A 24,391-nucleotide genomic window follows, 5' to 3' on the forward strand; every position below is an offset into this window, starting at 1 on the left:
TCGTGCGGTCGTGCGGTCTCCCGCTCAGGTGGTTGCCGGCGCCTCCCCCGGCTCCCCCGTGTGGGACGCGGCGGCTGCGGCGGTCAGGGCAGTGGCGGTCAGGGTGCGGCGGCAGACCTTGCCGGTGGCCGCGAGCGGCAACCGGTCCAGATGCAGGACGAGTTCGGGCAGCTTGCGGCGGGCCAGACCGCGTTCACCGCCCAGGTAGGCACCGAGGCTCGCGACGTCCAGCGGGGGCGTGCCGGGCCGCTGGACCAGGCAGGCGCAGAGACGCTCACCGAGGTCCGGGTCCGGGACGGCCACGCAGGCGGCCTCGGCGACGTCCGGGTGGGCGTGCACCTGCTCCTCGACCTCGGCCGGGCTGATGGTCCAACCGCCGCGGATGACCACCTGCTTGAGCCGGTCCAGCACGCGCAGCGTGCCGCCCGGCTCGATCACGCCCAGGTCGCCTGTGCGGACCCAGCCGTCGGTGGTCCGATAGCGGTGGTCCAGCTCGGGCGCGCCGACGTAGCAGAGCGGGCTCATCGGTCCGCGCGCCTGGATCTCGCCACTCCGGCCGGGCGGCAGCGGCCGGTCGTCCGGGCCGCAGACGCGCAGGTCGGTGACGCGCGGGTCGGGCGTCCCGACCCGGCTCACGTCCTGGTGCGGATCCGTCCACGTCGTACGGCAGTTGACGCCGTCGCTGGAGCCGTAGACGTTGATGACCGGGCAGCCGAACCGGTTCAGCGCGGCGGCCAGCACGGCTGAGGTCAGCTGCGCGCCGCTGGAGACGACCGCCCGCAGGGAGCTCAGGTCCTCGCCGGGCACCGGCGGGTGGTCGGCGATCCGGCGCAACATCGTCGGCACTCCGACGAGGTGCGTCGGCCGCCATGCGGTGACGGCGCGCAGGACCGCGTCGGGGTCGAACCGCTCCAGCAGGTGGAGCGTCGCCCCGCAGCGGGCCAGTGCCACGAGCCCGAGCGAGCCGTAGGAGGACGCGAGCGGGGCCAGGACGAGCGCGGCGGGGGCGTGCTCTGCTTCGGCGTCGGGTTCGAGGCCGAGGACGGCGGCGACGTAGGTGCCGCGTCCGCCCAGCAGCGCGTTGTGGCTGTAGGCGGTCATCTTCGGCGCAGCCTCCGAGCCTGAGGAGACCAGGATCCGGGCCGGGTCCTCGGGGTCGACGCGCGCAGGGCGGAACGCGTCGGGATCGCCGCGCAGGAGGCCATCGACCGTGACGACGTGCTCCAGGTGGGCGAGGGGCCCGTGCCCTCGTTCGAGGCCGGTGTCGGCGTTGGTGTCGGTGCCTGCCTCGGTGTCGGTGTCGGCGTCGGCGTCGGTGACCAGGAACCGGGCCCGGGACAGCTCCAGCAGCGCATGGCTCTCGCGACTGCCCTGACCTGCGGGCCACGGCAGGGCGACCGCGCCGACGGCGGCGACGGCGAGGTCCACGGCCAGGGCGCGCCAGCCGCTCGGAAGCCGGATGCCGACGATGTCGCCGGGGCCTGCACCCAGACCGCCGAGAGCTGCGGCCATGCTCCGTACGTGCGAGTTGAGTTGACGATACGTCAGACATGTGTCGGGCGTGCGGACGGCAAGGCGTTCGCCGTGGACGCGCACGCGCTCGGCGAAGGCCTGATAGAGGTCGGTGTCCGGGCAGTCGCCGCGCTGCACCCACTGCAGGCGCAGCCGCGCGGGGACGGTGTCGCGCAGGACCAGACCGTTGCCTGAGCGCCAGGTCCGCGTGGGCGAGGTCATCGGCATGGTCGTAGGCGTGGTCATCGGTGGAACTCCCAGGGGCTGCGGACCTGGGTGCAGGAACCGTCCCGGTCGAGGGCGGCGGCGAAGCGCGGGTTCGCCCCAAGGTCCGTCAGATCGGTGCAGACGGCTGCAGCGGGCTGGACGGCTGCCGATCGCAGCTCGGGCAGGCACAGCATCCGGGCGGCCGAGAGCAGCGAGGAGGTGATGGCCTGCCCGCGCCCGGTTAGCCCAGTCGCGAGCAGCCCCGCGACCACGCCCTCCGCGCAGACGACTCCGCCGAGCACGTCGGTGAGCGTGAACAGGGACGCCGTCGGCGGGAGACCGGGCGGCGTGACCAGCGCGGCCAGTCCGGACCAGGCCTGGACCGGAAAGTCCGTTCCCACGGGCGGCTGTTGACCGCGCGCCTCACCCCAGCCGGAGGCGGCGGCGTGGACCAGTCCCGGCTTCACCTCCGCCAGCGCGTCCGCGTCGAGGCCGAGCCGCAGGTCCTTGCCGGGAGCGAGGCTGTGCAGGAACACGTCGGCCCCGGTGGCGAGTTCGCGTACCGCCGCGCGTCCGGAGGCGCTTGCGAGATCCGCCTCCAGGTTCTCCTTGCCATGGTTCAGTGCCACGAAGCGCGCCGAGCAGTCGCCTGCCATCGGCGGCATCCCACGCATCGGGTCGCCGCCGGGCGGCTCGACGCGGACCACGCGTGCACCGAGCAGCTGCAACAGGTGACCGGCCAGCGGGCCTTGGACACGGCGACAGACCTCCACCACAGTCACCCCGGCCAGCGGTGCGCGGCCGACGGTCCACGCGCCTCCCGTCACCGGGCTGGCCACCGAACGTCCCGGCACCAGTCGCCAGGGCGATCCGTCGGGTTCCAGTTCCCCGCACCCGGTGGCTACCGGCGTCAGGTCCACTCCTGATTCGCGGGCCAGCCGTTCGAGGTCAGCGAACGTCAACCGTTTCGTCGCCTCCAGCAGACCGGCCGGGAGCAGGCAGACGGCGGTGCCGTAACGCTGCTGGAACGGCAGCCAACCGCGGCCGGCATCGGATCGGTCCGCACCCGCCGCCGCCCAGAACCCGCGCCACGTCTCGGGATCGAGCGTCTCCAGCTCGAACCGGACGCCGTCGGCAGCCTCGAACGGCGGACCGCCCGGGCCGGAGTGGGCGGGCCAGTCGTCGCCGTCGGTGGCCGTGGCGGCGGCCAGGTACTGGCCGACGGAGAGCAGCCCCGCCTGCGCCACCGACGTGCTGACGCAGGGCTCGTCGCCTCCGTGGCTACCGTCGCTTCCGTCGCGCCCCTGCCCGGTGGACCGGGCTTGGGCGACGAGCGCCGCCAGCGTCCCGGTCGCGGCGAGCGTGCCCGCGAGCGCGCTCGCATAGTCGATGCCGAGCGGGGTCGGGCGACCGTAGCGGCGGCCGTGGACGTGCATCAGCCCGCAGGCGGCCTGGACGTCGGCCTCGCTGCCGAGGGCAAGGTGGACCGGCCCGGCCCAGCTGAGCGTGCAGCGCGCCCTGAACGACCCGGCCTGCGCGGTGAACGCCCGGCTCCCGCCCGGCAGTTCCGGCCTGACGCGCCATCCGAGCGCCCGCAGCTGCGCGACGGCGAGCCGCGCGGCGACGCCCGGAGCGGCGTCCGGAGCGACGTCCGGAGCGACGTCCGGAGCGACGTCCGAAGCGGCGGTCCCGGCGCGAACCTGGGCCACTGCGGAGGTCGTCATGCCGGGCGCCTCGCCTGCACGCAGTACAGGACGCAGGAGGCGGCACGGAAGCCCGGATGCCCCATCGCCTCACGGGCCGCGAGCAGTTGATCCTCCGTCAACCCCTGCTCCAGCAACGCCTCGCGCAGGTGGAACGTGTGGTGCAGCTGGAGTTGCAGTCCAGGCGAGTCCGCCGTCCACGGCAGCAGATGCGGCACCGGTTCGACGTCCGTGAAACCCGCCGCCCGCAGGTCCTCCGCGCAGGTCCGTCCCCACGACGGGTCAGCTCCGGCGGCGCGCAGGGCGCGGCCCTTGGCGACCTGGAACGCCTCGTAGCCCTCGCGGGTGCGCCGGTCGGGGGCGAGCAGCACCGGCGCATAGTCGATGTCGAACTCCTCCAACTGCAGCCAACCGCCCGGCCGCAGGGCGCGCAGCAATCGACCCAGGACGGCCTGCCGTTGCGGCAGGTGGGTCAGCACCAGCCGGGAGTGGACCAGGTCGAAGGCCGCCTCGGGGAGCGGGTCCTGGACGACGTCGTGCCGGCGCACCGTCAGACCCGGACGGGCGGGGATGTGCTCGGGCTTGACGTCGGTGGCCAGCACGCTGCCGCCGGGCGCGGTGCGTTCGGCCAGCCACAGCGCGACGCTGCCGCCGCCCGCGCCCACCTCCAGGCAGTCCCAGCCCGGTCCGACGCCGCTCTCCGTCAGGCGCGCGGTGGTGATTCCGTCGTGCGCGGCGCCCAGACAGCGGTGCTGCTCGTCGGCGTGGGGGCTGTCGTTGTCGAAGGCGTAGGCGCCTTCTGGTACTTCGCCGGTGGCGGCCGTGGGCGTGGGCGTGTCAGGGCTGGCGACGGGCATGACTTCTCCGGGAACGACGGAGCGAACAACGGACGGTGACACGGCGGTGGGCCGCCGCCGCGGACGGCGGCCCACCTGGGTGGTGCGGACGCGTCAGGACGCGTCAGGAGGCGTCCCACGTGATGTCGTAGACCGCGAGGGAGCGGTTGTTGAAGTGGGCGGTGCCGGTGAGGCCCTTGTAGGCGCCGGTGCCACCCTCGATGACGCCGTCGAAGGCCTTCGGGTAGGTGGCGGTGACCGGGTTCTGGATCGGGAAGACCACCGAGAGGGCGACCTGGTCACCGGTGTTGAAGACGATGTCCGCGTGGCAGAAGGCGGTCACCGAGCTCGGGGTGATGGAGTCCTTGTCGCACAGGTCGTAGGCCTTGCCGACCGCGGCCCCGGTGGAGTCCTTGACCGCGGCGCCGCCGCCGAAGCCCGCGCCCACCGCGCTGGCGGCACCGGCCTCGTCGTTGTTGCCGCTGAAGTCCAGAGTCAGCGCGGGCGGCGCGACGGCACGCAGGTGAGCGGCACTGGCGCTCCCGGTCGAACCGGCGACCAGGGCGACAGCAGCGGCACCCGCCGCGGCGGCGACGAGCGCGGCACGCTTCACCGTGACAAAACGGGACATGAATACTCCTCGAACGGCCCGGGCCGTTTGCCCGGGTTCGCAGCACAGTGCACCACATGCTCCGTGCACGGAGCGACCCTTGCTGGGTCGACGTGTCGTCCACGAACCTGTCTCAAGTCGGCCTTGAAACCGGGGATTTGACGGCCCGCGCAAAGCCTTGGACACGAAGGGACCAAGGCTTTGGGGCCTCCAAGATCATCATCCGGCAGGGTGAAGAATTCACCCGCCTGGTGGTCGGTTCGGCAGCTCGCCGTGTATGGCGGGGCGGCCAGTTGGCAGGATCGCTGCGAGCGGACCCGAGTAAATTCCCGGGCTCGCCCTTTCGCTGTGCCCACTGTTCCAGGGGAGTTCGGTCATGTCATTTGATCTGCTGATCGTGGGCCTCGGTTATGTGGGGCTTCCGCTCGCTCGCGCCGCAAGCGACGCGGGGCTTTCCGTGGCCGGATACGACATCGCGCCAACCACCGTCGCGGCACTGCGCGCGGGCCGCTCCCCGGTCCGCGACGTCACCGACGCGGACGTGGCCCGGATGCTCGACGCCGGCTTCACCCCCGCTGACGATCCGGAGCTGCTGACGCAGGCACAGGCCGTGGCGCTCTGCGTCCCCACCGGCCTGTCGCCCGAAGGGCAACCGGACCTAGGCCCGCTCACCGCCGCCTGCCGCACGGTCGCCGAGCGGCTGCGGTCCGGGATGCTGGTCGTGCTCGAGTCGACCTCGTTCCCCGGCACCACCGAGGAGTTGGCGCGCCCGCTACTGGAGGCCTCCGGCCTGGTCGCGGGCGTCGACTTCCATCTCGGCTACTCCCCCGAGCGGGTCGACCCCGCCAACCGGCAGTTCGGCATCGGCAACACACCCAAGGTGGTCTCCGGCGTGACGCCGGTCTGCGCCAAGCAGTGCGCGGCGCTGTACGAGCGCTTCGTCGACACCGTGGTCGTGGCCCGCGGCACCCGCGAGGCGGAGCTGGCCAAGCTGCTGGAGAACACCTACCGCAGCGTCAACATCGCCCTGGTCAACGAGTTCGCCCGCTACTGCCACGCGGTCGGGGCGGACGTGTGGGACGTGGTGGCGTGCGCGGGGACGAAACCTTTCGGCTTCCAGTCCTTCCGCCCCGGCCCAGGGGTCGGCGGGCACTGCATCCCGGTCGACCCGGTCTACCTGCTGCACGGCGCGCCCGCCGACTCCTTCGCCGTCGTCCGGGCGGCCCTGCGCGCGAACCACGTCATGCCCGGTCATGTCGTGGCGCGCGCAGTCGAGTTGCTCGAAGCCGAAGGACTGCCTGCGGCGCGCGCCCGGGTCACGCTGCTGGGAGCGGCCTACAAGCCGGACACGGACGACGTGCGCGAGTCACCCACACTGGACGTCGCGCGCGGCCTGCTGGACCTGGGCGTCGAGGTCACCTGGCACGACCCGCACGCCGCGGCCCTGCCGCTCGCCGATCCCCGGCTGCGGCGCCACGCCGACCCCCTCACGGCCGCCACCGAGGCCGACCTGGTCGTGCTGCTCCAAGCCCACAGCGGCTACGACCTGCCGACGCTGGCCAAGGTATCCCGGCTGCTCTTCGACACCACGGGACGACTGAGCGGTGACCGCGTCGTCCGGCTGTGAGTCGGGCCCGGGGCTCGCGTCAGTTCGTGAAACCGCCGTTGCTCAGCAGCAACTGCCCGTTGATCCACCCGCCCTGCGGCGAGCAGAGGAACTCCACCAGGTGGGCGGTGTCCTGCGGCGTGCCCAGCCGACCGAGCGGGGTCCGACCCGTCAGGTGCTCCCTCACGTCGTCCGACATCCAGCCGGTGTCCACCGGGCCGGGGTTGATCACGTTGGCGCTGATCCCGAGGTGCGCGAGCTCGTGCGCGGCGGCCAGCGTGATCCGGTCGAGCGCGCCCTTGCTCGCGCCGTAGGGCAGGTTGCCGACGGTGTGGTCGCTGGTCAGCGCGATCACCCGGCCGGTACCAGGCACGCCCTGGAAGCGCCGTCCGTACGCGCGGATCAGTAGCCAGGTGGCCCGCGCGTTCACCGCGAAGTGACGGTCGAAGCTCTCGACGGACGTGTCGAGCAGGCCGGAGTCGACCGACTCGCAGTGGCACATCACCAGCGCCGTGACGCCGCCGAGACCTTCCTCCACCTCGTCGAAGATCCTCTCCGGCGTGGCTGGATCGGCCAGGTCCGCCTCCACAGCCAGCGTGTCGGCACCGCGCCCGGCCAACTCCGCGGCGATCTCGTCGGCCGCGCCGCGCTCCACGCCCCACGGCATCCGGGCGTCGTAGGGCGCCCAGTAGGTGAACGCGACGTCCCAGCCCGCCGCCGCCAATCGCCGGGCGATCCCGGCACCGATGCCGACCGTGCGGCCCACTCCGGTCACCAGCGCGACCGGGCGCGGTTCGGCGGATGCGGCGTTCCCGTCCTCAGTCCTCACAGCACACCATGCTTCGACCGACTGCGGCGGGCGGCAACCGGTTTTCGGGCTGCCGAACGGCTCTGCCGTCGTCACCGTTTCGGTCGAACGCCGACGCGTCGCCGGGTGTGTCGGCGCCTCGCCGCTCTCCCGCTCACTAGCCTTCCGAGCGCCCGGCAGACCGCGGCCATCGGCGGACATCCCGACACCGGCCGGCGGGCCACACCCATCTGGGCACGAGGAGACGCGTGTACGTACAACCCGCCACCAGCACCGACGAGGCGCTCGGTGAGACCAAGCCGGTGACGGCCGGTCAGACGATCATCAAGTGGATGACCACGACCGACCACAAGGAGATCGGCACGCTCTACACCGTGACCTCGTTCGCCTTCTTCCTGGTGGGCGGCGTCATGGCGCTGATGATCCGCGGTCAGCTGATCCAGCCGGACAACTCCCTGCTCTCCAACGAGCAGTTCAACCAGGCCTTCACCATCCACGGCACGATCATGCTGCTGATGTTCGCCACGCCGCTCTTCGCGGGCTTCGCGAACTGGATCATGCCTCTGCAGATCGGCGCGCCCGACGTCGCCTTTCCGCGCCTGAACGCCTTCGCCTACTGGCTCTACCTCTTCGGCTCGCTGATCGTCGTGGCGGGGTTCATCACCCCGCAGGGCGCGGCCGACTTCGGCTGGTTCGCCTACGCGCCGCTGAACTCCGCGATCCACAGTCCCGGTGTCGGCAGCGACATGTGGATCATGGGTCTGACCTTCTCCGGCTTCGGCACCATCCTCGGCTCGGTCAACTTCATCACCACCATCCTCTGCTTGCGGGCCCCTGGAATGACGATGTTCCGGATGCCGATCTTCGTCTGGAACGTCCTGCTCACCGCGGTGCTGGTGCTGCTCGCCTTCCCCGTACTGGCCGCCGCGCTGCTGGCACTGGAGGCGGACCGCAAGTTCGGCGCCCACGTCTACGACCCGGCCAACGGCGGGGCGATCCTGTGGCAGCACCTGTTCTGGTTCTTCGGGCACCCGGAGGTCTACATCATCGCGCTGCCGTTCTTCGGCATCGTCTCCGAGGTGATCCCGGTCTTCTCGCGCAAGCCGATGTTCGGCTACCAGTCGCTGATCGCGGCCACCATCGCCATCGCCGGCCTCTCGGTCACGGTGTGGGCGCACCACATGTACGTCACCGGCGCCGTACTGCTGCCGTTCTTCTCCTTCATGACGTTCCTGATCGCCGTCCCGACCGGGGTCAAGTTCTTCAACTGGATCGGCACGATGTGGCGCGGGTCGCTCAGCTTCGAGACGCCGATGCTGTGGACCGTCGGCTTCCTGGTGACCTTTCTCTTCGGCGGTCTCACCGGCGTCATTCTCGCGTCGCCGCCGCTGGACTTCCACGTGTCGGACTCGTACTTCGTGGTCGCCCACTTCCACTACGTGGTCTTCGGCACCGTCGTCTTCGCCATGTTCGCCGGGTTCTTCTTCTGGTGGCCCAAGTGGACCGGGAAGATGCTCGACGAGCGCCTGGGCAAGATCCAGTTCTGGATGCTCTTCATCGGCTTCCACACCACCTTCCTGGTCCAGCACTGGCTGGGCGCGGAGGGCATGCCGCGCCGCTACGCCACCTACCTGCCGCAGGACGGCTTCACCACGCTGAACGTCATCTCCTCTGCGGGCTCCTTCCTGCTCGGGCTGTCGGTCCTGCCGTTCCTCTACAACGTGTGGAAGACAGGCAAGTACGGAACCCGCGTCACCGAGGACGACCCGTGGGGCTACGGCCGCTCACTGGAGTGGGCGACCTCCTGCCCGCCGCCGCGCCACAACTTCCTCACCCTGCCGCGGATCCGCTCCGAATCCCCTGCCTTCGAGCTCCACAACCCGTCGATCGCGGCGCAGGACTACATGGAGAACGTCGGCGAGGTCCCGGCCTACCTGTCGTCCGCGATCGAGCGCGCGCGGAGGGACGAGGAGTAGGACGTCCGACGGAACTGAGAGAACCGGGAGAGAAACAGGAGGCCCCGCCGTGGCCGCCGACGACACCGGCCAGGCCCCCGACACCGCCGCCGGGCTGCGGATGTTGGAGGGCTACCTCTACTGGCAGGCGGAGACCGACCGCGCGCAGCAGGAGGCCGAGCGGTTCGCCGACCTGCTGCCCTGGCTGACGGCCGGTCAGCGCGAGGAGGTCGTCCGCCTCCACCGGCAGGAGCGCCTGGACAGCTCGCGCGCCTTCGTCGAACGCATGGCCCGCCGGGCCCGCCAGCTCCAACGCGAGTACACGACCCGGTACCAGCACCTGAGGATCCGCGTCGTGGCGGCCTGGTTCGCCGTCGCGGCCGGACTCGTCGCCGCCGACGCCTTCATTCACCCCAACGGGTGACACCTCGGCGAGCCACGCATGCAGGAGGCCCTCGACGGCCAGGAGTCACGCGCCCAGGGTGTCGAAGTCGGCGATGCGCCAGGTGCCGTTCTGAAGGATCGCGTCGACGGCAAGCATCGCCGCGCCGTCGTTGGAGGCGCCGTTCGAGGCGCCTGCGGCGGTGCTGACGCTGGTCTGGTCAGCGTAGACGAGCACGTGGGCGCGGTTGCCGGCGAGGACGTCGACGCCGCAGTCGGTGACCGTTGTACTCAACACAAGTTTCTCGCGCGGGCCCTGGGCGCGGACGGTGGCCATCAGCGTGGCGTACTGGTGGACCGCGCTGCCGGTCAGCAGGGTGTGGGCGGCCTGGTCGGTGCGGGTGGGGTCGGTCCAGGAGTAGGAGAAGAGCTGGTTGACCGCCTGCGAGACCGAGCCGGTGACCTGGCTGGTCCGGCCGGTGTCCGTCAGTGCGGTGTTGTCGGCGTCCGCGCCGGCGCGGTCGGCGGCGGCCTGGGTGCCCGACCAGGCGGCGAACGCGCCGAGCAGCACCGTCAGCACGGCGAAGAGGACGGGGAGGGGGAGGCGCAGCCGTCGCCTGGGGGTCGGAGCGGCCGTTGCAGAAGTGCGGGGACGGGCGCGTTCCGGCCGGTCCAGGGTGGCCGTCGTAGCCATCGTGCTCGTAGCGACGGCCGTGCCGCGTTCCTCCCGGGCGGCCAGTCGGCGGCGGCGGTTGACCGTGTGGCGGGACATCGACATGGCGGTTCCTCGATCTCTGCGGTTCGCGCGCGGTCCGTGTACGCGGTCAGTTCGCCGGGGTGGTCGCGGTGCCGACGGGCGCCTGTTCCAGCGCGCTGAGCTTCCAGCCCGAGGAGGTGCGGGTGAGCTGGCCGAGCATCCGGCTCTCCTTGACCGCGGGCGTGCCGCTCCCGGTCTGCACAGTGATCCGCAGCGCGACCATCACGCTCGCCGTGCCCGCCCGGTCGTCGAGCTGGGTGACCGCGCCGTCCAGCACGGACGCCGTGGTGACCGACTTGGCCTGCTGCACCTGGGAGGTGAACGTCGAACTGCCCTGGGTGAGTTGGGTGTGCAGGTCACCGGTCGTCGAGTCGAGCCAGACCTTCAGCCCGGAGGAGACGTTGCGGTAGTCCAGCGTGTTGAGGTTCTGCACCGCCTGCTCACCGGCCGCCAGGACCCGGTCGCGGCTCTGCCCGAACGCGGCGGACTGGTCGTGCGCCGCCGCGTACCAGCCGTAGCCGAACCAGGCTGCGAACCCGGTCGCGAGCAGGAGCAGCACGGCCGACGCGCGTCGGAGCCTTTGTTCCGTCATTCTGCGTCGTTCCCTTTCCGGTCGGCGAGCGGTGGTGCAAGCGGTGGTGCGCGCGGTCAGCGCACGTCGAGGGACGAGACCAGCCAACGGCCGCCGCGCTGGACGGCGGCCACCGCGAGCTGGGCCGGGACGGTGCTGGGCGCCGCGCCCTGGCGCTGGGCGGTCTGGTCGAGGAAGACGAGCAGCCGTGCCTGACGGCCCGTCAGTGACTCGACGCCGATCCGCGCCACGGTGGTGGTGAGGGTGAGCCGCTGCGCCTGTACGCGTGGGGCGACCTGCCTGAAGAGAGTCCGGTACTGGGACGCGGCCTGGCCGGTGAGCAGTTGGTTCGCCGCCTGCGCGGTGGCGTTGGTGTCGTCGGGGGTGTAGCTGAGGACCTGGTCGAGGGCACTGCCGACCTGGCTCTCCACCTGGGCGGTGGCGGCGGTGTCGGTCAGCGCCCGGTTGGCCAGCGACGCGGAGCCGGGGAGATGGGTGGCACGCCAGCCCACCAGCGCGGCGGCGACCAACGGCACGGCCACCGCCGCCGCGAGCACGCCGCGCGCGCGACTCCATCCGACCCACCGCCGCCGGGGGCCGGGCGGATCGTCAACGCCTGCGGGCGCCACCGTTACTGACGCTTCGTCAACCTGCATGTCGCTCCTCCCTGAACTCAACCGAGCCCGGTCACGCCACGGCCGTGAGCGAGGTGATCTTCCAGCCGGAGGCGGTGCCGGCGAGCGTCGCCTCCAGCCGCTTGCGTTGGGTGCCGACCGAGCTGCCCTGGTGGGTCACCTGGATCTGGACGGTGGCGATCAGCGTCGCCGTTCCGGCCCGGGTGTCGAGCGCGGTCAGCGCCGCGTCGGTCACCTGGGCCTGCGTGGACGTGCCGGCCTGAGTCACGGCGTGCTCGTCCGCTCCCGTCTCGGAGCGCAGCTGGTCGTGCAGCGTGCCGGTGGTGACGGTCAGCCATGCGGCCAGCGCCGCGGCCGGATGGGACACGTCGACGCTGCTCAGCGTGGCGACGTCGGTGCGCCCCTGGGCGAGGGCGGTGTCCCTGGCGGTCCCGAAGGCCAGGTCCGGGTTGCCGCTGGCGTGTAGGTACCAGCCGAGGCAGCCCGCACAGCACGCCAGGGCGAGCAGCACAGCCACGACGGGTGGGCGCAGTAGGCGTTCACGGAAGGTCATGGCGTCAGGTCTCCCATCCCGAGCAGCCCGGCCAGGTCCTTCGGCCCCGCGGCCGACGCGCCGAGCAGGGCCGCCGAACCGCCGGTCGCCGTGTGCGCCAGCTCGCCGGGGACGGTCGGCGCGGGGACGGCCGGGGCGGGTGCGTGGGCCGCGCCGCGGACGTCGATGCCGCTGGACGCGGGCTCGGTGCAGCTCGCCGCCGTGTTGAGCGGCGGAGCCTGACCGGTGTCGAGGCCGTTGCGGTACTCGGTACCGCCGTAGCCCGCCGTACAGGGCAGCGGTGCGAAGAAGGTCAGCGACAGGCCCATGTGCGCGCCGCTGGACGTGATCGCCGTGGAACCCGCCGCCACCGCCGGCGGGAGCTCGACCAGCAGCTCCTCGATGCCGTTCTGCCGGGTCATGGCGACGTCGGCCGTCGTGGTCAGGTTGGCCAGCAGCACGCTCAACTGCGGGTCCAGGTCCTGCAACAGGCCGGTGATCTGGGTGTCCGCCTCCGGCACGGCGGTGATCAGCCGCCGCAGGTCGGTGTCGGACGCGTCGAGCTGCGCGGCGAGCTGGTCGGCGGAGGTGGCGAAGCTGGTGATCGCTCCGCTCTCGGCCTGCTGCGTGGCCAGCACGCTCGACCCGTCCGTGATCAGCTGGGTGGTGGCCGGAGCGGCACGCTGCGCGGCGGTGAGGAACTCGTGGCTCGTGTCCAGCAGCGCCTGGAGGTTCGACCCCTGCCCGGCGAAGCCCTTGCCCAGCTCGTCGACGACGGTCTGCAAGGACTGCAGCGGCACGGACTGGGCCAGCGCGTTGACGCTGGTCAGCATGGTCGAGACCGGGGGCGGAGTCTGGGTGACGTCCTGCGGGACGACGGAGCCGTTGTGCAGGTACGGGCCGGTACCGGTGGTCGGTTGCAGGTCCAGGTACTGCTCCCCCACCGCCGACAGGCTGGCGACGACGGCGTGCAGGTGGTCGGGAATGTGCGGGGCGGAGTCGTTGATCCGCAGGTCCGCGTCCACGCCCTGCGGCGTGAGCGTGATCGGGCCGACCCGGCCGACGGAGACGCCCCGGTAGGTGACGTCCGCGTCCTGGAACAGCCCTCCCGTCTGCGCGAGTTGGACGTGGACGTCGTAGGTGCCGCTGAGCCCGACGGCGTGGCCGAGGTCGGCGTAGCGGATGCCGATGTCGCCGAGCGCCAGCACGGCGACGGCGACGAAGGCCAGGTTCTTGATCTTCGTGGCTGCGGTGAGCATCACTGCCCTCCCGTCGACGGCGCGGAGCCGGCTGCACCGCTGGGCACCGGCACGATCGGGCTGACCTGCGTGCCCTTGGCGGCGGTGACGCTGAGGTAGGTGTTGAGGTAGTCGCCCTTGATGCCCTGCAGCACCTGGTCGGTGAACGGATAGGTGGCCAGCACCTGGAGCGAGTTGGGCAGGGCGCTGCCCGCGTCCGCCAACTGCTGCAGCGTCGGCGCGAGCGACTTGAGGTCGGCGACGACGGCGTCCTTGCTGCGGTTGACCGTGTCGTCGGCCACGGTGGAAAGGGTGTCCAGGGACTGGAGCATGGTGACCAGTTGGCCGCGCTGCTGGCTGAGCACCTGGAGGCCGGGGCCGAGGTCGTTGAGCACGGTGCCGATCTGCTGGTCGCGGGCGGCGAGCGTGGTGGAGAGCCGGTCGACGCCGTCGAGCGCGGCGGTGAGGTCCTGCCGGTGCGCGTTCAGGGTGGAGACAAGGGTGTCGAGTTGGGGCAGCAGATCGCGGATCTGGGAGGTGTTGCCGGCCAACGCCTTGTTGAGCTCGACGGCGATCGTGTGGATCTGGTTCAGGCCACCGCCATTGAGCAGCAGCGACAGCGCCCCGAAGATCTCCTCGACCTCCGGCGCCCGGTCGGTGCGGGAGAGGGGGATCTGCGCACCGGTCTCCAGCGTGCCGGTGGCGGGGACGTCGGCGGGCGGGGCGGTGAGCTGGACGAACTTCTCGCCGAGCAGGCTGGACTGCTGCAGTTCGGCGTAGGCGTCGGCGGGCAGGTGGACATCGCCGTTGACCTCCATGGTGACCTCGGCGGTCCAGCCGTCCGGGGCCAGGGCGATGCCGGTGACGCGTCCGACGGCGACGTCGTTGACCTTGACGTCCGCCTGCGCGACCAGGTTGAGCGCGTCGGCGAACTGGGCGCGCACCTGGTAGGGATGGCTGCCGAGGGCCGCCCCGCCGGGCAGCGGCAGGTCCTGGATGGTCGTCATCGGCGCGGAGCAGCCCGCCAGCAGCAGCGACACGGTGGCGAGGACGCCCACCATGGGGAGGCGCGCGGGAAGCCGTGAGGGCTGTCTCATCCTGCGCCTCCGGTGTTCGGCAGCGGCAGCGGTGGGTCGACGCTGCCGCCGAGGCTCAGTTCGTTGAGGTCGCCGCGGCCGTCGAGGGTGCCGTGCTGCGGGTCGTAGGCACCCAGCAGATTGCCCGCCGCCAGCGGCGCGGTGTCCAGCAGTTCGGCCAGCGAGGAGCGCTGGTTGACCAGGGTCTGGGTGATCGGCACCAACGAGTCCACGGCGTTCTTGAGCTGGGCCCGGTTGCTCTGGATGAACTGCTGCACCTGCGCGAGCGCGGTGGCCAACTGCTGCAGGGCGGATCCGAGGTCCTGCCGGTCGGCGGCCAGGAAGCCGCTGACGCTGGAGAGTTGACCGAGTGCGGTGCGGACGTTGGTGTCGTTGGTCTTCAGCATGGAGGTGAAGGACTCGAGCGAGGTGAGGGTGGAGAACAGGTCGTTGCTGTCGCCGCCCAGGGTCTTCGACGCCTGGCCGAGCTGGTCGATGGTGTTACCGAGGTCGGTGCCGTTCCCGGCGAGGTTGGCCGCACCGACGTTGAGCAGGTTCGACAGCGCGCCGGTGGAGTTGGCGCCGCCCGGCCCGAGGTCCTGGCTGAGCTGGGTGATGCTCTGGTAGAGCTGGTCGATCTCGGTCGGCGTAGCGGTGCGGGACAGCGGGATGGTGGCGCCGTCCGCCAGCTGCGGCCCGCTCGTCCAGGCCGGGGTGAGCTGCACGTAGCGGTCGGCGACCAGCGTCGGCGCGACGACGACGGCCCCGGCGTTCGCCGGGATCCTGACGTTGCCGTCGACGCTGAGGCTGGCGACCACCATGGTCCCGTCGGGCCGGACGGCACTCACCGTGCCCACCTTGACGCCGAGGATCCGCACGTCGGAGCCGGGGTAGACGCCGACGGCACGGGTGAAGTCGACGCTCAGGTGCTGCTGCGGCGGACCGGACGCCTGGCTCACGCCCACGGTGACGCCCGCGGCGACCAGGACGAGCACGGCGCCCCAGGCGACGGCGAGGGAACCTCGTCGGTGACGCGGAAGGTTCATCGTCGGCTCCCGGTAGGCGTGGCCGACGCGGTGGTGCCACCGGCCTTGGGCGGCATGCAACCCGTGCTGGGCTGCGTCCCGGGCGGGAGGTAGTTCCTCGGGACCAGCCCGCAGAGGTAGGCGTCGAACCAGGGGCCGTTGCCGAGCGCGTTGGTGACCAGCCGGTAGTACGGGCCGGCCAGGGCCAGCACCTGGTTCAGCTGGCCCAGGTTGGCCTGGAGGACGCTCACCACCCGGTTCAGCGCGGTGAGTGTCGGGGTGAGCTGCGCCTGGTTGTCCTGGACGAGCCCGGTGAGCTGGGTGCCGAGCGCCGTCGTCCCGACCAGCAGCTGGTGGATCGCGTCGCGACGCTGCTGGATCTCGGCGAGCAGCAGGTTGCCGTCGCTGAGCAGCGTCTGCAGGCGGGAGTTCTGGTCCGCCAGGGTTCCCGTCAACGCGCTGGTGCCCTGGAGCAGTTGGGAGAGCTCCGCGTCCCGGCTGGCGATGGTCCGCGACAGCGAGGAGAGCCCGGTCAGCGCGGTCCGCACGGAGGCGGGGGTGTTGCGGAAGGTGTCGGAGAGCGCCTGGAAGCTCTGCGCCAGCTGCTTCTCGTCGAGCTGGCCGAGCGTCTGCCCGAGCCCGTTCAACGCGACCGCGACGTCGTAGGGCGAGGTGGTGCGGCTGCGCGGGATGGTGGCGGACGGGTTCTGCGCGGCAGTACCCAGCGGGTCGACGGCCAGGTACTTGGCGCCCAGCAGCGTCTTGATGGCGATGGAGAGCGTGCTGGTGTTGCCCACCCACGCGCCGCTGACCTGGAAGTCGACCCGGACCTGGGCCCCGTCCAGCGCCACACCGGTGACCTTGCCGACGGTGACCCCCGCGACGCGGACCTCGTCACCCGAGGTCAGCCCGGCTGCCTCGGTGAAGTCGGCGCTGTAGTGGGTGCCTCCGCCGACGAACGGCAGCGCGTCGGCGTTGTAGGCCAGCAGCCCGACCAGCAGCAGCACCACCAGCCCGACCACGCCCACGATCACGGGGTTGCGGTCGCGCAGCGGCCGGAACAGCGGACCTCGCTTCCACGAGCTTTGACGAGGAGTCATGAGCCGCACCTGGCCTGGCTGATGGAGACACCGGTCGGCGCCTTGCTGCCGTCGGTGGTGGTGACCCCGCCGACCGTGGCCTGGCACAGGTAGAGGTTGAGCCAGGACCCGTACGAGGCGGCGCGGCCGATCGCGGTCATCTTGGCGGGCGTCTGCTGCAGGAAGTCCTCCAACTGCGGTGTCCCGTTCGCGAGGTTGGTGGAGAGCCGGCCGAGCTGGGTCAGCGAGGCCTGCAGCGGCGCCCGGCCGTCGGTGAGCAACCCGGCCGTGCTGGTGGTCAGTTGGGAGAGGGCCGAGACCGAGTCGCCGATGGCGGTCCGGTCCTGGGCGAAGCCGCTGACCAGCTCCTGGAGGGTGGCGACCAGGGTGGTGAAGCCGCTGGTGTTGTCGTTGACGGTGGTGACGACCTGGTTGAGGTTGTCGATCACCTGGCCGACGACCTGGTCCTTGGCGGCCAGCGTGGTGGTCAACGAGCCGATGGTGGAGACCAGTTGGTCCACCGTTCCGCCCTCGCCCTGGAGCACCTGGACGATCTCACCCGTCAGCTGGTTGATCTCGTCCGGGGCCAGGCCCTGCAGCAGCGGCTGGAAGCCGTTGAACAGCTCGGTCAGGTCGACCGCCGGGGTGGTGTCCTGCTCCGGGATGGTGCCGCCGGGCGGGAGGCTTTGGTCGACCGGTCCGGTGCCCTGGCTGAGTTCCACATAGCGCTGGCCCACCAGGTTCTCGTACTTGATGGTCGCCTGCACCGACGCGGGCAGGGTCCTGCCGCGTTCCACGCTGAAGTGCACCTGGGCGACACGGCGTTGGACGAGCGTGACGTCCTGCACCTGGCCGACCTCGACGCCCGCGATCCGGACGGCGTCGCCGGGCGCGACGCCGGTGGCGTCGGTGAAGTCGGCGTAGTAGCTGACGGTGCTGCCGACCGTGGTGTTGGCGATGCTGAGCGCCAGGCCGGTCGTCGCCAGCGCGGTGACGGTGACGAAGACGAAGGACTTGGCCAGCGGTCCGGCCAGACTGCGGCGGCTCATCGCAGCGTCACCTCCGTTCCGCGCAGCAGCGGTCCGGCCAGCAGGCTGCTCCAGTCGGGCAGGCCGGCGTGTTGTGAAGCGCTGGGCAGGCCGGCGGTGAACAGCTCGGTGACCAGTTCGTTCTCCTGCGGGGAGTTCGCCAGGCCGAGCGTCGCGGCGCTCTGCGCGGTCGCGGAGACCGTGTGGCCGGTGTAGGGGAGGCCGTAGCAGGAGGGTCCGCTGTCCCCGTTGTAGACGGGCGTGTCCTTGCCCGGCACGTAGGCGGCGCGGGCGGGGACGACGGTGAGGTCGACGTGCAGTCCGGGCTCGTCGGTGCCCTTGCCGAGCGCCTTGTCCATCACCGGCACGAAGGCGGCCAGCGCCCGCAGCGTGCAGGGGAACTCGGGCGCGTAGCGGCTCAGCACGGCCAGCGTGCCGGTGCTGTCGACGGCCAGGCTGATCAGGTTCTGCCGGTTGGCCTGGAGCCACGAGGTCAGCTGGCCGGCGGTGGCGGTCGTGGTGCCGTAGAGGGTGTCGAGCTGGCTCTGCTGCTGGGCGATGGTGCTGCTGGTCTTGGTGAAGTCCGTGAGCGCCTGCACCAGGTCGGGTGCGGCCTGGTTGTAGGTGGCGCTGACCTGGACCAGCTGCTGCACGTCGTCGACCAGGGCGGGCAGTTGCGGGTTGAGCGTGTGCAGGTACGAGTCCAGCTGACGGAGTGTCGACCCGAGCTCCGCGCCACGGCCACTGAGCGCCTCGGCCACCGCGTTGAGCGTCGCGGCGAGCTTCTGCGGCTGGACGGCGGTCAGCAGCGGCATGAGGTTGCTGAAGACCTGCTCCAGCTCGACCGCGCTCGCCGACCGGTCCTGCGGGATGGTGGTGTCATCGGTCAGCGCCGTGGCCGATGCGTCGGCGGGCGCGACCAGGTCGACGTAGCGCTCGCCGAAGAGCGTGGTCGGCAGCATCTGCGCGGTGACGTCGGACGGAATCTGGGCCATCCGACCTGGGTCGATCGCCAGCGTCAGCCGCGCGCCCTGCCCGTCGGCGGTGATCTGCCGGACCTGGCCGATCACCACGCCGCGCAGTTTGACGTCCGCGCCCAGATGCATCTCGTTGCCCACGCTGTCGGTGAGCACGGTGACGGTGTCGTCGTGGGTGAAGTCCTTGTCGTAGACGGCGATCGCCAGCCACGCCAGCAACGCGGGCACCAGCACGAAGACCAGTCCTGCGGTGCGCCGCAGCAGCGGGGACGCGGACGCCGCCCGGCGGGGGCTCATCCGGTCACCCGCACGGTGGTGGTCGCACCCCAGAGCGCCAGGCTGACGAAGAAGTCGGTGACGCTGATGACCACGATGGCGTTGCGCACCGACCGCCCCACGGCGATGCCGACGCCCGCCGGACCTCCCTCGGCGTGGAAGCCGTAGTAGCAGTGGGCCAGGATCACCGCCACGCTGAAGATCAGCACCTTCAGCATGGAGAGCAGCACGTCCGTGGGCGAGAGGAAGAGGTTGAAGTAGTGGTCGTAGGTGCCTGCGGACTGGCCCTTGACGAAGACGGTGACGACGCGTGAGGCGAAGTAGGAGCTGAGCAGCCCGACGCCGTAGAGCGGGATGATGGCGACCACGCCCGCGACGATCCGGGTGGTGACCAGGTAGGGGACGCTGCGGATGCCCATCCCCTCCAGCGCGTCGACCTCCTCGTTGATCCGCATCGCGCCCAGCTGCGCGGTGAAGCCGGCGCCGACGGTGGCGGAGAGCGCGAGGCCCGCGACCAGTGGGGCGATCTCGCGGGTGTTGAAGTAGGCGGAGATGAAGCCGGTGAAGGCGGTGGTGCCGATCTGGTTCATCGCCGCGTAGCCCTGAAGGCCGACGACGGTGCCGGTGGCCAGCGTCATCCCGATCATCACGCCGACGGTGCCGCCGATGACGCTCAGCCCGCCGCTGCCGAAGGAGACCTCGGCCAGCAGCCGCAGTATCTCCTTGAAGTAGCGGCGTATCGCGCGCGGCAGCCAGAGCAGGGCACTGAGGTGGAAGATCAGCTGCTCGCCGGAGCGGTCGAGCCACCGGAGCGGAGCGAAGGTGCGGCGGGGACGTCCTTCGTGTGCCGCTGCCTGCCGGGTGCCTGAAGCGGCGGGTCCGGCGGGGTCCTTCTCGGTGAGTGCCATCGGTCAGACCCCCTTCGGCGGCACGAGCTGCAGGTAGACGGCGGTGAGCAGGACGTTGGTGACGAAGAGCAGCAGGAAGGTGATCACCACCGACTGGTTGACCGCGTCGCCGACGCCCTTCGGTCCACCGCGTGGATGCAGGCCCCGGTAGGCGGCGACGATGCCCGCGATGAAGCCGAAGACCACGGCCTTGATCTCGCTGATGTAGAGGTCGGGCAGCTGCGCCAGCGTGTTGAAGCTGGAGAGGTAGGAGCCGGGCGTGCCGTGCTGCATCACGACGTTGAAGTAGTAGCCACCGAGCACGCCGACCACCGACACCAGGCCGTTGAGCAGCACCGCGACCGACATGGTGGCCAGCACCCTGGGCACGATCAGCCGCTGCACCGGGGAGATGCCCATCACCTCCATCGCGTCCAGCTCCTCGCGGATCTTGCGCGAGCCCAGGTCCGCGCAGATCGCCGAGCCACCCGCACCGGCGATCAGCAGCGCCACGATCAGCGGGCTGGCCTGCTGGATCACGGCCAGCACGCTGGCGCCGCCGGTGAACGACTGCGCGCCCAACTGCTGGGTCAGCGACCCGACCTGAAGCGCGATCACCGCGCCGAAGGGGATGGAGACGAGAGCGGCCGGGAGAATGGTGACGCTGGCGACGAACCAGAACTGCTCGACGAACTCGCGCAGTTGGAACGGCCGCCGGAAGGTGTCCCGGACCGTCTGCGCGCCGAGCGCGAAGAGCTGCCCGCTCTCCCGCAGCGCCGCGACCGGTGCCTGCGCGATCCGGTCACGCGCTCTGGCGGCCGTCACGACGGCTCACCTGCCCGAAGATGCACGACCGGCAGCGTCGCCGTCGTAGCAGTCTCCAAGCCGTGGCCGCCCGCAGCGTCCGGCGGACGGCGACGCGGAAGTCCGGCCGAGGGCTGGAGCAGCGGCGGCAGCGCGGGAGGGGGCGGCAACGGATCGCCGGCGCCCGCAGCTTCGCTCGCCAGGTCGGCGGCGTCCTTCTCCTCCGACATGCCGATGGGACCCGTCACGCGGCCGGAGAGGAACTGCCGCACGGCCGGGTCCCGGCTGCCGAACAGCTGCTCTCTCGGCCCGAAACCCACCAACTCGCCCCGGTAGAGCATGCCGACGTGGTCGGGCACGGTCGAGGCGATGTCGAGGTTGTGGGTGACGATCAGCATCGTCGCGTCGATCTGAACGTTGAGGTCGACGAGCAGCTGGGAGAGGAACGAGGTGCGGACCGGGTCGAGTCCGGAGTCGGGCTCGTCGCAGAGGATGATCTGTGGGTCCAGCACCAACGCGCGGGCCAGCCCGGCGCGCTTGCGCATGCCGCCGGATATCTCCCCGGGCAGCTTGTCCCCGGCACCGCCGAGGCCGACCCGCTCCATCTGGTCCATGACGATCCGTCGGATGTCGCGCTCGCTGCGCCGGGTGTGCTCGCGCAGCGGGAAGGCGATGTTGTCGAAGAGGTTCATGGACCCGAACAGCGCACCGTCCTGGAACATCACCCCGAACAGCTTCCGAGCCCGGAAGACGTCCCGGTCCGGGCTGTTGACCATGTCGACCCCGTCGACCATCACCCGCCCGCGCTCGGGCTGGACCAACCCGATGACGGACTTGAGGAACACGGTCTTGCCGGTCCCCGACGGCCCGAGCAGTACGCTGATCCGCCCGGCGGGCAGAGTCAGGCTGACGTCGTGCCAGACCGTTTGGAGCCCGAAGGACTTGGTCAGTCCTTCGACGACGACCTCGATGCCCATGTCACCTCCTGGCCTTGGGCGTGATGCCGAGCTCGGTGCTGCTGGCGCTGATGCTGGGAAGGTTCGGCAGGCCGATCTCCGGCAGGCACTGGTAGTGGGACAGGGGGAGGCAGGCCGGACCCTGCTCGAAGTAGAGCGAGTTGTCCGAGCCGGAGACGGCCGCGGTGAACAGCGCGTCGTAGTTCTGGCCGTTGGAGGCGCATCCCGTGAACGGCGGGATGTAGAGGTCGGTCTGGTACAGCGGGCCTCCGGCGGTCACGGTGTAGTCGGGCAGACCGTCACCACCGCCGGACAGGTAACTGTCCGCCCGGCCGTGCAGCTCCAGGTGCACCGGTGCGGAGGTCCGACAGTCGGGGCCGACGTCCAGTGGCACCCCGTTGACCTTCACGTTCGAGATGCTGATCTCCTGGTAGCCGCTGATGGTCGTGTTGGAGGCCTGCTTGAGCGCCGGCCCCCACCCGGTTGCGACCACAGTCAGCGGTGAGACGGGCTGGAAGGTGAGCGTGGCCGACGTCGGCATGAAGCCGAAGGTCAGGAAGGTTGTCTGAGACGGAGGCAGGGTCAGGTTGCCGAGCGAGTCGATCTCGAAGTAGGGGTTCGGCTTGTTCGGCAGGACCAGGACCTCTCGGACCGTGGAGAGAGACGCCAACGCCGGGCGCTGGTAGGGGTCGTTGACGGCGGTCGCCTCGCCCTGCTTGCCGATGTTCGACCACCCCACCGCGAAGGCGCACTCCGGCACCTCCGGGAAGCTCCTCACTATCGCCCCTGGCGGCACCGGCGGCAGCTGTCGCGGGTCCAGCGACCCCGTCGGCAGCGGCGGGCAGGTGCTGACGTGGGAGTCGACCCCGGGCACGACCAGCTGCGCGGCCCGGCCGCCTCCCCCGCCGACGACGGGGACGGAACCGAGGATGCCCTGCTGGCCCGGGTCGAGCGCGCAGACCACGTGGGTAGTCACCGGCCCGGTCGGTGGTGTCGAGGCAGGAGGCGAGGCGGGCGGCGAACCCGGAGCAGACGCCGGGGCCGACACCGTCGCCGAGGGCGTCCCGGACGGTGAGGCCGATGCGCTCGTCGCGGCGCTTGCCGACATCGAAGGTGTCGCAGCAGCAGTCGACGGCGACACCGTGGCCGGGGCAGGCAGCATCGAGGCAGCGGGAGCCGGTGCACTGGCGGGTGTTGCCGCCGTGCCGGCCGAGGTCGATGCGGGCACACTGGTCACGTCGAGGCTGAGGGTCCCCGCAGTGAACAGCACGGTGCCGCCTTCCCCTGCGGTCACCGTGGGCGGACGCCCGGACAGCCCGAGCGTCACATCGCTGCTTCCCGCACCGACGTTCGCGGCCGGGCCGGTCAGCCCGCTCCACTGCATCTGGCTGCTGCCGCTCCCCTGGACCACGCTCACCGCGAGGTCCGCGTCGACAGCCACCACAGCGGCACCGCTCCCCGGTGCGACCGCCGACCGGGGCAGCGTCAACTCGACGTCGACGCTGTCCGGTTGCACCGCAGAACCCGGATGTCCCGGCTCCGGAAATTGCGGCCGGACAACGGCGGTGACCGGAACAACCCCCGTCGGAAAGCGACACGAATAACGCAAGGAAGTCACGTAATTCGCGGATCCGGCGGAGGAATTCATACTGGGCACGAGTCCGGCGACGAGCGCCGCCGCGGCAACTCCCGAGAGGCGCAGCATCCTCCGACCGCTCCCGCGTCCCGGTCGCCCTCGCATGCCGCCTCCCTCTCCGACGCCCTGGCTGATGACATGGTCCGTGACTTGGTCGATGACAGGTGATCAGCTCGGTGGCGCGGGACACTATGTCCCGCGCGCACCCCGCGACAAGGGAAGGGATCAGGAGACTCCGCGCGACGTCCCCCGCGTCCCGTCCCTTGTCATCGGGTGACAAGCGCCGTCACCGGCGTTTGTCACGACCTGCGTCGTGCGGTGGTGATCACGGCGAGGTGACCTGCAGCGTGGCCGGCGAGAGTGCGTAGTCGCCGGTGAAGGTGTTGGAGTCGCCGTTGTTGATCAGGCCCAGGCAGAGACCGCTGACGTTCTCGGCGATGAGGGTGCCGCCGGTGATGCTCAGCGTGTGGGTGGAGTTGTTGTAGGACCCGGTGAGGGTGGCCGGTCCGCCGCTGGTGGTGCCGCCGAACGTTGCGTTGCAGGCCCCGGAGATGCTGGCCTCGACGCCCGTCAGCGTGCCGGTGGTGACCCCGCTCGCGTAGCTGGTGGCATTGAAGGCCCACGGCAGGTTGCTCGCGCTGACGGTGAAGGTGATCCCCGCCGGTCCGGTGCAGCTGCTGAACGTCGCGCCGCTGACGGTGGCGATGTCGGTGCCGGACAGGCCGGTGCCGTTGGTCGCGCTGCCGCTCGCCGATGCGGTCGTACAGGTCAGCACAGTGCCCGTGGTGGTGTCCGTCAGCAGCGTGTCGGTCGACGTGCCGGTGAAGCTGCCGCCCCCGGTCACCGTGTAGGTGCCGGCCGCGCTCGCCTCGGTCGTCCCCAGACCGACGACGGCCGCCGCCACGGCTGCTGCAACGACGGTCCCCTTGGTGATTCTGTACACGATCTCTTCCCTTCCGAGCATACGGAAAAGGTGAACGAATTCATGCGCCGCCGCTGGGTGGGACGGCCGCGGACCAATTCCCGGATTCTCCCGCCGAATTCGTCGGGCGATTCCTCGTGCCGAGTGACGCTACGCACGGGTAACCGCCACCGCAACCGTCTGCGCCGAGATCTGCTCAGCCAGCTCGCCCCGCGGCCCCGTTCTTGTGCCCGGCGGCAGGAGGGCCGCCACAGAATTTGTCGGTAAGTGAGCATGACCGGCCAGTAAGCCTCGCTCCACACGAACTTCCGGGTTCCGAGGTGCTGCGCCGCACACACACGGTGGTCTATGTTTCAGTAGCCAACGAAGTCACC

At 71.0% G+C, this 24,391-nt stretch carries 23 protein-coding genes; 3 read left to right on the top strand and 20 right to left on the bottom strand.

Annotated elements, in window-relative coordinates:
* Positions 1-24: 24 nt before the first annotated feature.
* The 4 genes from ABH940_RS06480 to ABH940_RS06495 all read right to left on the bottom strand — a co-directional run bounded on the left by ABH940_RS06480 (position 25) and on the right by ABH940_RS06495 (position 4,889).
* Positions 25-1,758: a class I adenylate-forming enzyme family protein gene (locus tag ABH940_RS06480; RefSeq protein WP_370066761.1), complete on the bottom strand. Its 1,734-nt coding sequence runs from the start codon at positions 1,756-1,758 to the stop codon at positions 25-27.
* Positions 1,755-3,443, bottom strand: coding sequence for a CoA transferase (locus ABH940_RS06485; protein ID WP_370066759.1), 1,689 nt, complete (start codon positions 3,441-3,443; stop codon positions 1,755-1,757). The genes ABH940_RS06480 and ABH940_RS06485 overlap by 4 nt, the downstream gene beginning before the upstream one ends.
* The gene (locus tag ABH940_RS06490; protein ID WP_370066757.1) at positions 3,440-4,279 is read right to left on the bottom strand and encodes a class I SAM-dependent methyltransferase; all 840 of its coding nucleotides are present in this window, start codon (positions 4,277-4,279) and stop codon (positions 3,440-3,442) included. Before ABH940_RS06490 ends, ABH940_RS06485 begins: the two co-directional genes overlap by 4 nt.
* Positions 4,280-4,382: 103 nt before the next feature.
* A complete protein-coding gene (locus ABH940_RS06495) occupies positions 4,383-4,889 on the bottom strand; it encodes a hypothetical protein (RefSeq protein WP_370066755.1) in 507 nt (168 codons plus the stop codon).
* A 355-nt stretch (positions 4,890-5,244) separates the two neighbouring features.
* On the opposite strand from ABH940_RS06495, the gene ABH940_RS06500 reads away from it, so the two are divergent.
* Positions 5,245-6,495, top strand: a complete 1,251-nt coding sequence (locus ABH940_RS06500) for a nucleotide sugar dehydrogenase (RefSeq protein WP_370066753.1) — start codon at positions 5,245-5,247, stop codon at positions 6,493-6,495.
* Between the two features lie 19 nt (positions 6,496-6,514).
* On the opposite strand, the gene ABH940_RS06505 is transcribed toward ABH940_RS06500, so the two are convergent.
* Complete coding sequence (locus tag ABH940_RS06505) at positions 6,515-7,303, bottom strand: SDR family oxidoreductase (RefSeq protein WP_370066751.1); 789 nt, start codon at positions 7,301-7,303, stop codon at positions 6,515-6,517.
* Positions 7,304-7,584: 281 nt separating this feature from the next.
* Here ABH940_RS06505 and ctaD point away from each other — a divergent pair, with 281 nt between their 5' ends.
* Both ctaD and ABH940_RS06515 read left to right on the top strand, forming a co-directional pair.
* Positions 7,585-9,258, top strand: coding sequence for a cytochrome c oxidase subunit I (gene ctaD, locus ABH940_RS06510; protein WP_370067113.1), 1,674 nt, complete (start codon positions 7,585-7,587; stop codon positions 9,256-9,258).
* A 49-nt stretch (positions 9,259-9,307) separates the two neighbouring features.
* Positions 9,308-9,661 (top strand): hypothetical protein, encoded by a 354-nt coding sequence (locus ABH940_RS06515; RefSeq protein WP_370066749.1) that lies wholly within the window; start codon positions 9,308-9,310, stop codon positions 9,659-9,661.
* 45 nt (positions 9,662-9,706) lie between these two features.
* Here the strand turns inward: ABH940_RS06515 and ABH940_RS06520 are convergent, their stop codons facing one another.
* The 15 genes from ABH940_RS06520 to ABH940_RS06590 form a co-directional block, all read right to left on the bottom strand.
* On the bottom strand, positions 9,707-10,396 hold the full coding sequence (locus tag ABH940_RS06520) for a hypothetical protein (RefSeq protein ID WP_370066747.1): 690 nt from the start codon (positions 10,394-10,396) through the stop codon (positions 9,707-9,709).
* A gap of 46 nt (positions 10,397-10,442) precedes the next feature.
* Entirely contained in the window at positions 10,443-10,967 is a 525-nt protein-coding gene (locus ABH940_RS06525) for a hypothetical protein (RefSeq protein ID WP_370066745.1), read from the bottom strand.
* A 56-nt stretch (positions 10,968-11,023) separates the two neighbouring features.
* The gene (locus ABH940_RS06530; RefSeq protein WP_370066743.1) at positions 11,024-11,602 is read right to left on the bottom strand and encodes a hypothetical protein; all 579 of its coding nucleotides are present in this window, start codon (positions 11,600-11,602) and stop codon (positions 11,024-11,026) included.
* A gap of 31 nt (positions 11,603-11,633) precedes the next feature.
* Positions 11,634-12,134 carry a hypothetical protein gene (locus ABH940_RS06535; protein ID WP_370066741.1) on the bottom strand — a complete coding sequence of 167 codons (501 nt, stop codon included), beginning with the start codon at positions 12,132-12,134 and terminating at the stop codon, positions 11,634-11,636.
* Positions 12,131-13,372, bottom strand: a complete 1,242-nt coding sequence (locus tag ABH940_RS06540) for an MlaD family protein (RefSeq protein ID WP_370066739.1) — start codon at positions 13,370-13,372, stop codon at positions 12,131-12,133. Before ABH940_RS06540 ends, ABH940_RS06535 begins: the two co-directional genes overlap by 4 nt.
* Positions 13,372-14,448 carry an MCE family protein gene (locus ABH940_RS06545; RefSeq protein WP_370066737.1) on the bottom strand — a complete coding sequence of 359 codons (1,077 nt, stop codon included), beginning with the start codon at positions 14,446-14,448 and terminating at the stop codon, positions 13,372-13,374. Before ABH940_RS06545 ends, ABH940_RS06540 begins: the two co-directional genes overlap by 1 nt.
* Complete coding sequence (locus ABH940_RS06550; protein WP_370104643.1) at positions 14,445-15,473, bottom strand: MCE family protein; 1,029 nt, start codon at positions 15,471-15,473, stop codon at positions 14,445-14,447. The genes ABH940_RS06545 and ABH940_RS06550 overlap by 4 nt, the downstream gene beginning before the upstream one ends.
* Positions 15,470-16,552, bottom strand: coding sequence for an MCE family protein (locus tag ABH940_RS06555; protein ID WP_370104645.1), 1,083 nt, complete (start codon positions 16,550-16,552; stop codon positions 15,470-15,472). Before ABH940_RS06555 ends, ABH940_RS06550 begins: the two co-directional genes overlap by 4 nt.
* Positions 16,549-17,580: an MCE family protein gene (locus ABH940_RS06560; RefSeq protein WP_370066731.1), complete on the bottom strand. Its 1,032-nt coding sequence runs from the start codon at positions 17,578-17,580 to the stop codon at positions 16,549-16,551. Before ABH940_RS06560 ends, ABH940_RS06555 begins: the two co-directional genes overlap by 4 nt.
* Entirely contained in the window at positions 17,577-18,833 is a 1,257-nt protein-coding gene (locus ABH940_RS06565) for an MCE family protein (RefSeq protein WP_370104647.1), read from the bottom strand. The genes ABH940_RS06560 and ABH940_RS06565 overlap by 4 nt, the downstream gene beginning before the upstream one ends.
* Entirely contained in the window at positions 18,830-19,720 is an 891-nt protein-coding gene (locus ABH940_RS06570; RefSeq protein ID WP_370104648.1) for an MlaE family ABC transporter permease, read from the bottom strand. The genes ABH940_RS06565 and ABH940_RS06570 overlap by 4 nt, the downstream gene beginning before the upstream one ends.
* 3 nt (positions 19,721-19,723) lie before the next feature.
* Complete coding sequence (locus tag ABH940_RS06575; RefSeq protein WP_370104650.1) at positions 19,724-20,524, bottom strand: MlaE family ABC transporter permease; 801 nt, start codon at positions 20,522-20,524, stop codon at positions 19,724-19,726.
* Complete coding sequence (locus ABH940_RS06580; protein ID WP_370066723.1) at positions 20,521-21,480, bottom strand: ABC transporter ATP-binding protein; 960 nt, start codon at positions 21,478-21,480, stop codon at positions 20,521-20,523. Before ABH940_RS06580 ends, ABH940_RS06575 begins: the two co-directional genes overlap by 4 nt.
* A 1-nt stretch (position 21,481) precedes the next feature.
* Positions 21,482-23,200, bottom strand: coding sequence for a DUF6801 domain-containing protein (locus ABH940_RS06585; protein ID WP_370104652.1), 1,719 nt, complete (start codon positions 23,198-23,200; stop codon positions 21,482-21,484).
* 220 nt (positions 23,201-23,420) lie between these two features.
* Complete coding sequence (locus ABH940_RS06590) at positions 23,421-24,038, bottom strand: hypothetical protein (protein ID WP_370066721.1); 618 nt, start codon at positions 24,036-24,038, stop codon at positions 23,421-23,423.
* Between the last annotated feature and the right edge of the window lie 353 nt (positions 24,039-24,391).

Source organism: Streptacidiphilus sp. BW17, assembly GCF_041262485.1.
In the GTDB taxonomy this organism is placed as follows: domain Bacteria; phylum Actinomycetota; class Actinomycetes; order Streptomycetales; family Streptomycetaceae; genus Streptacidiphilus.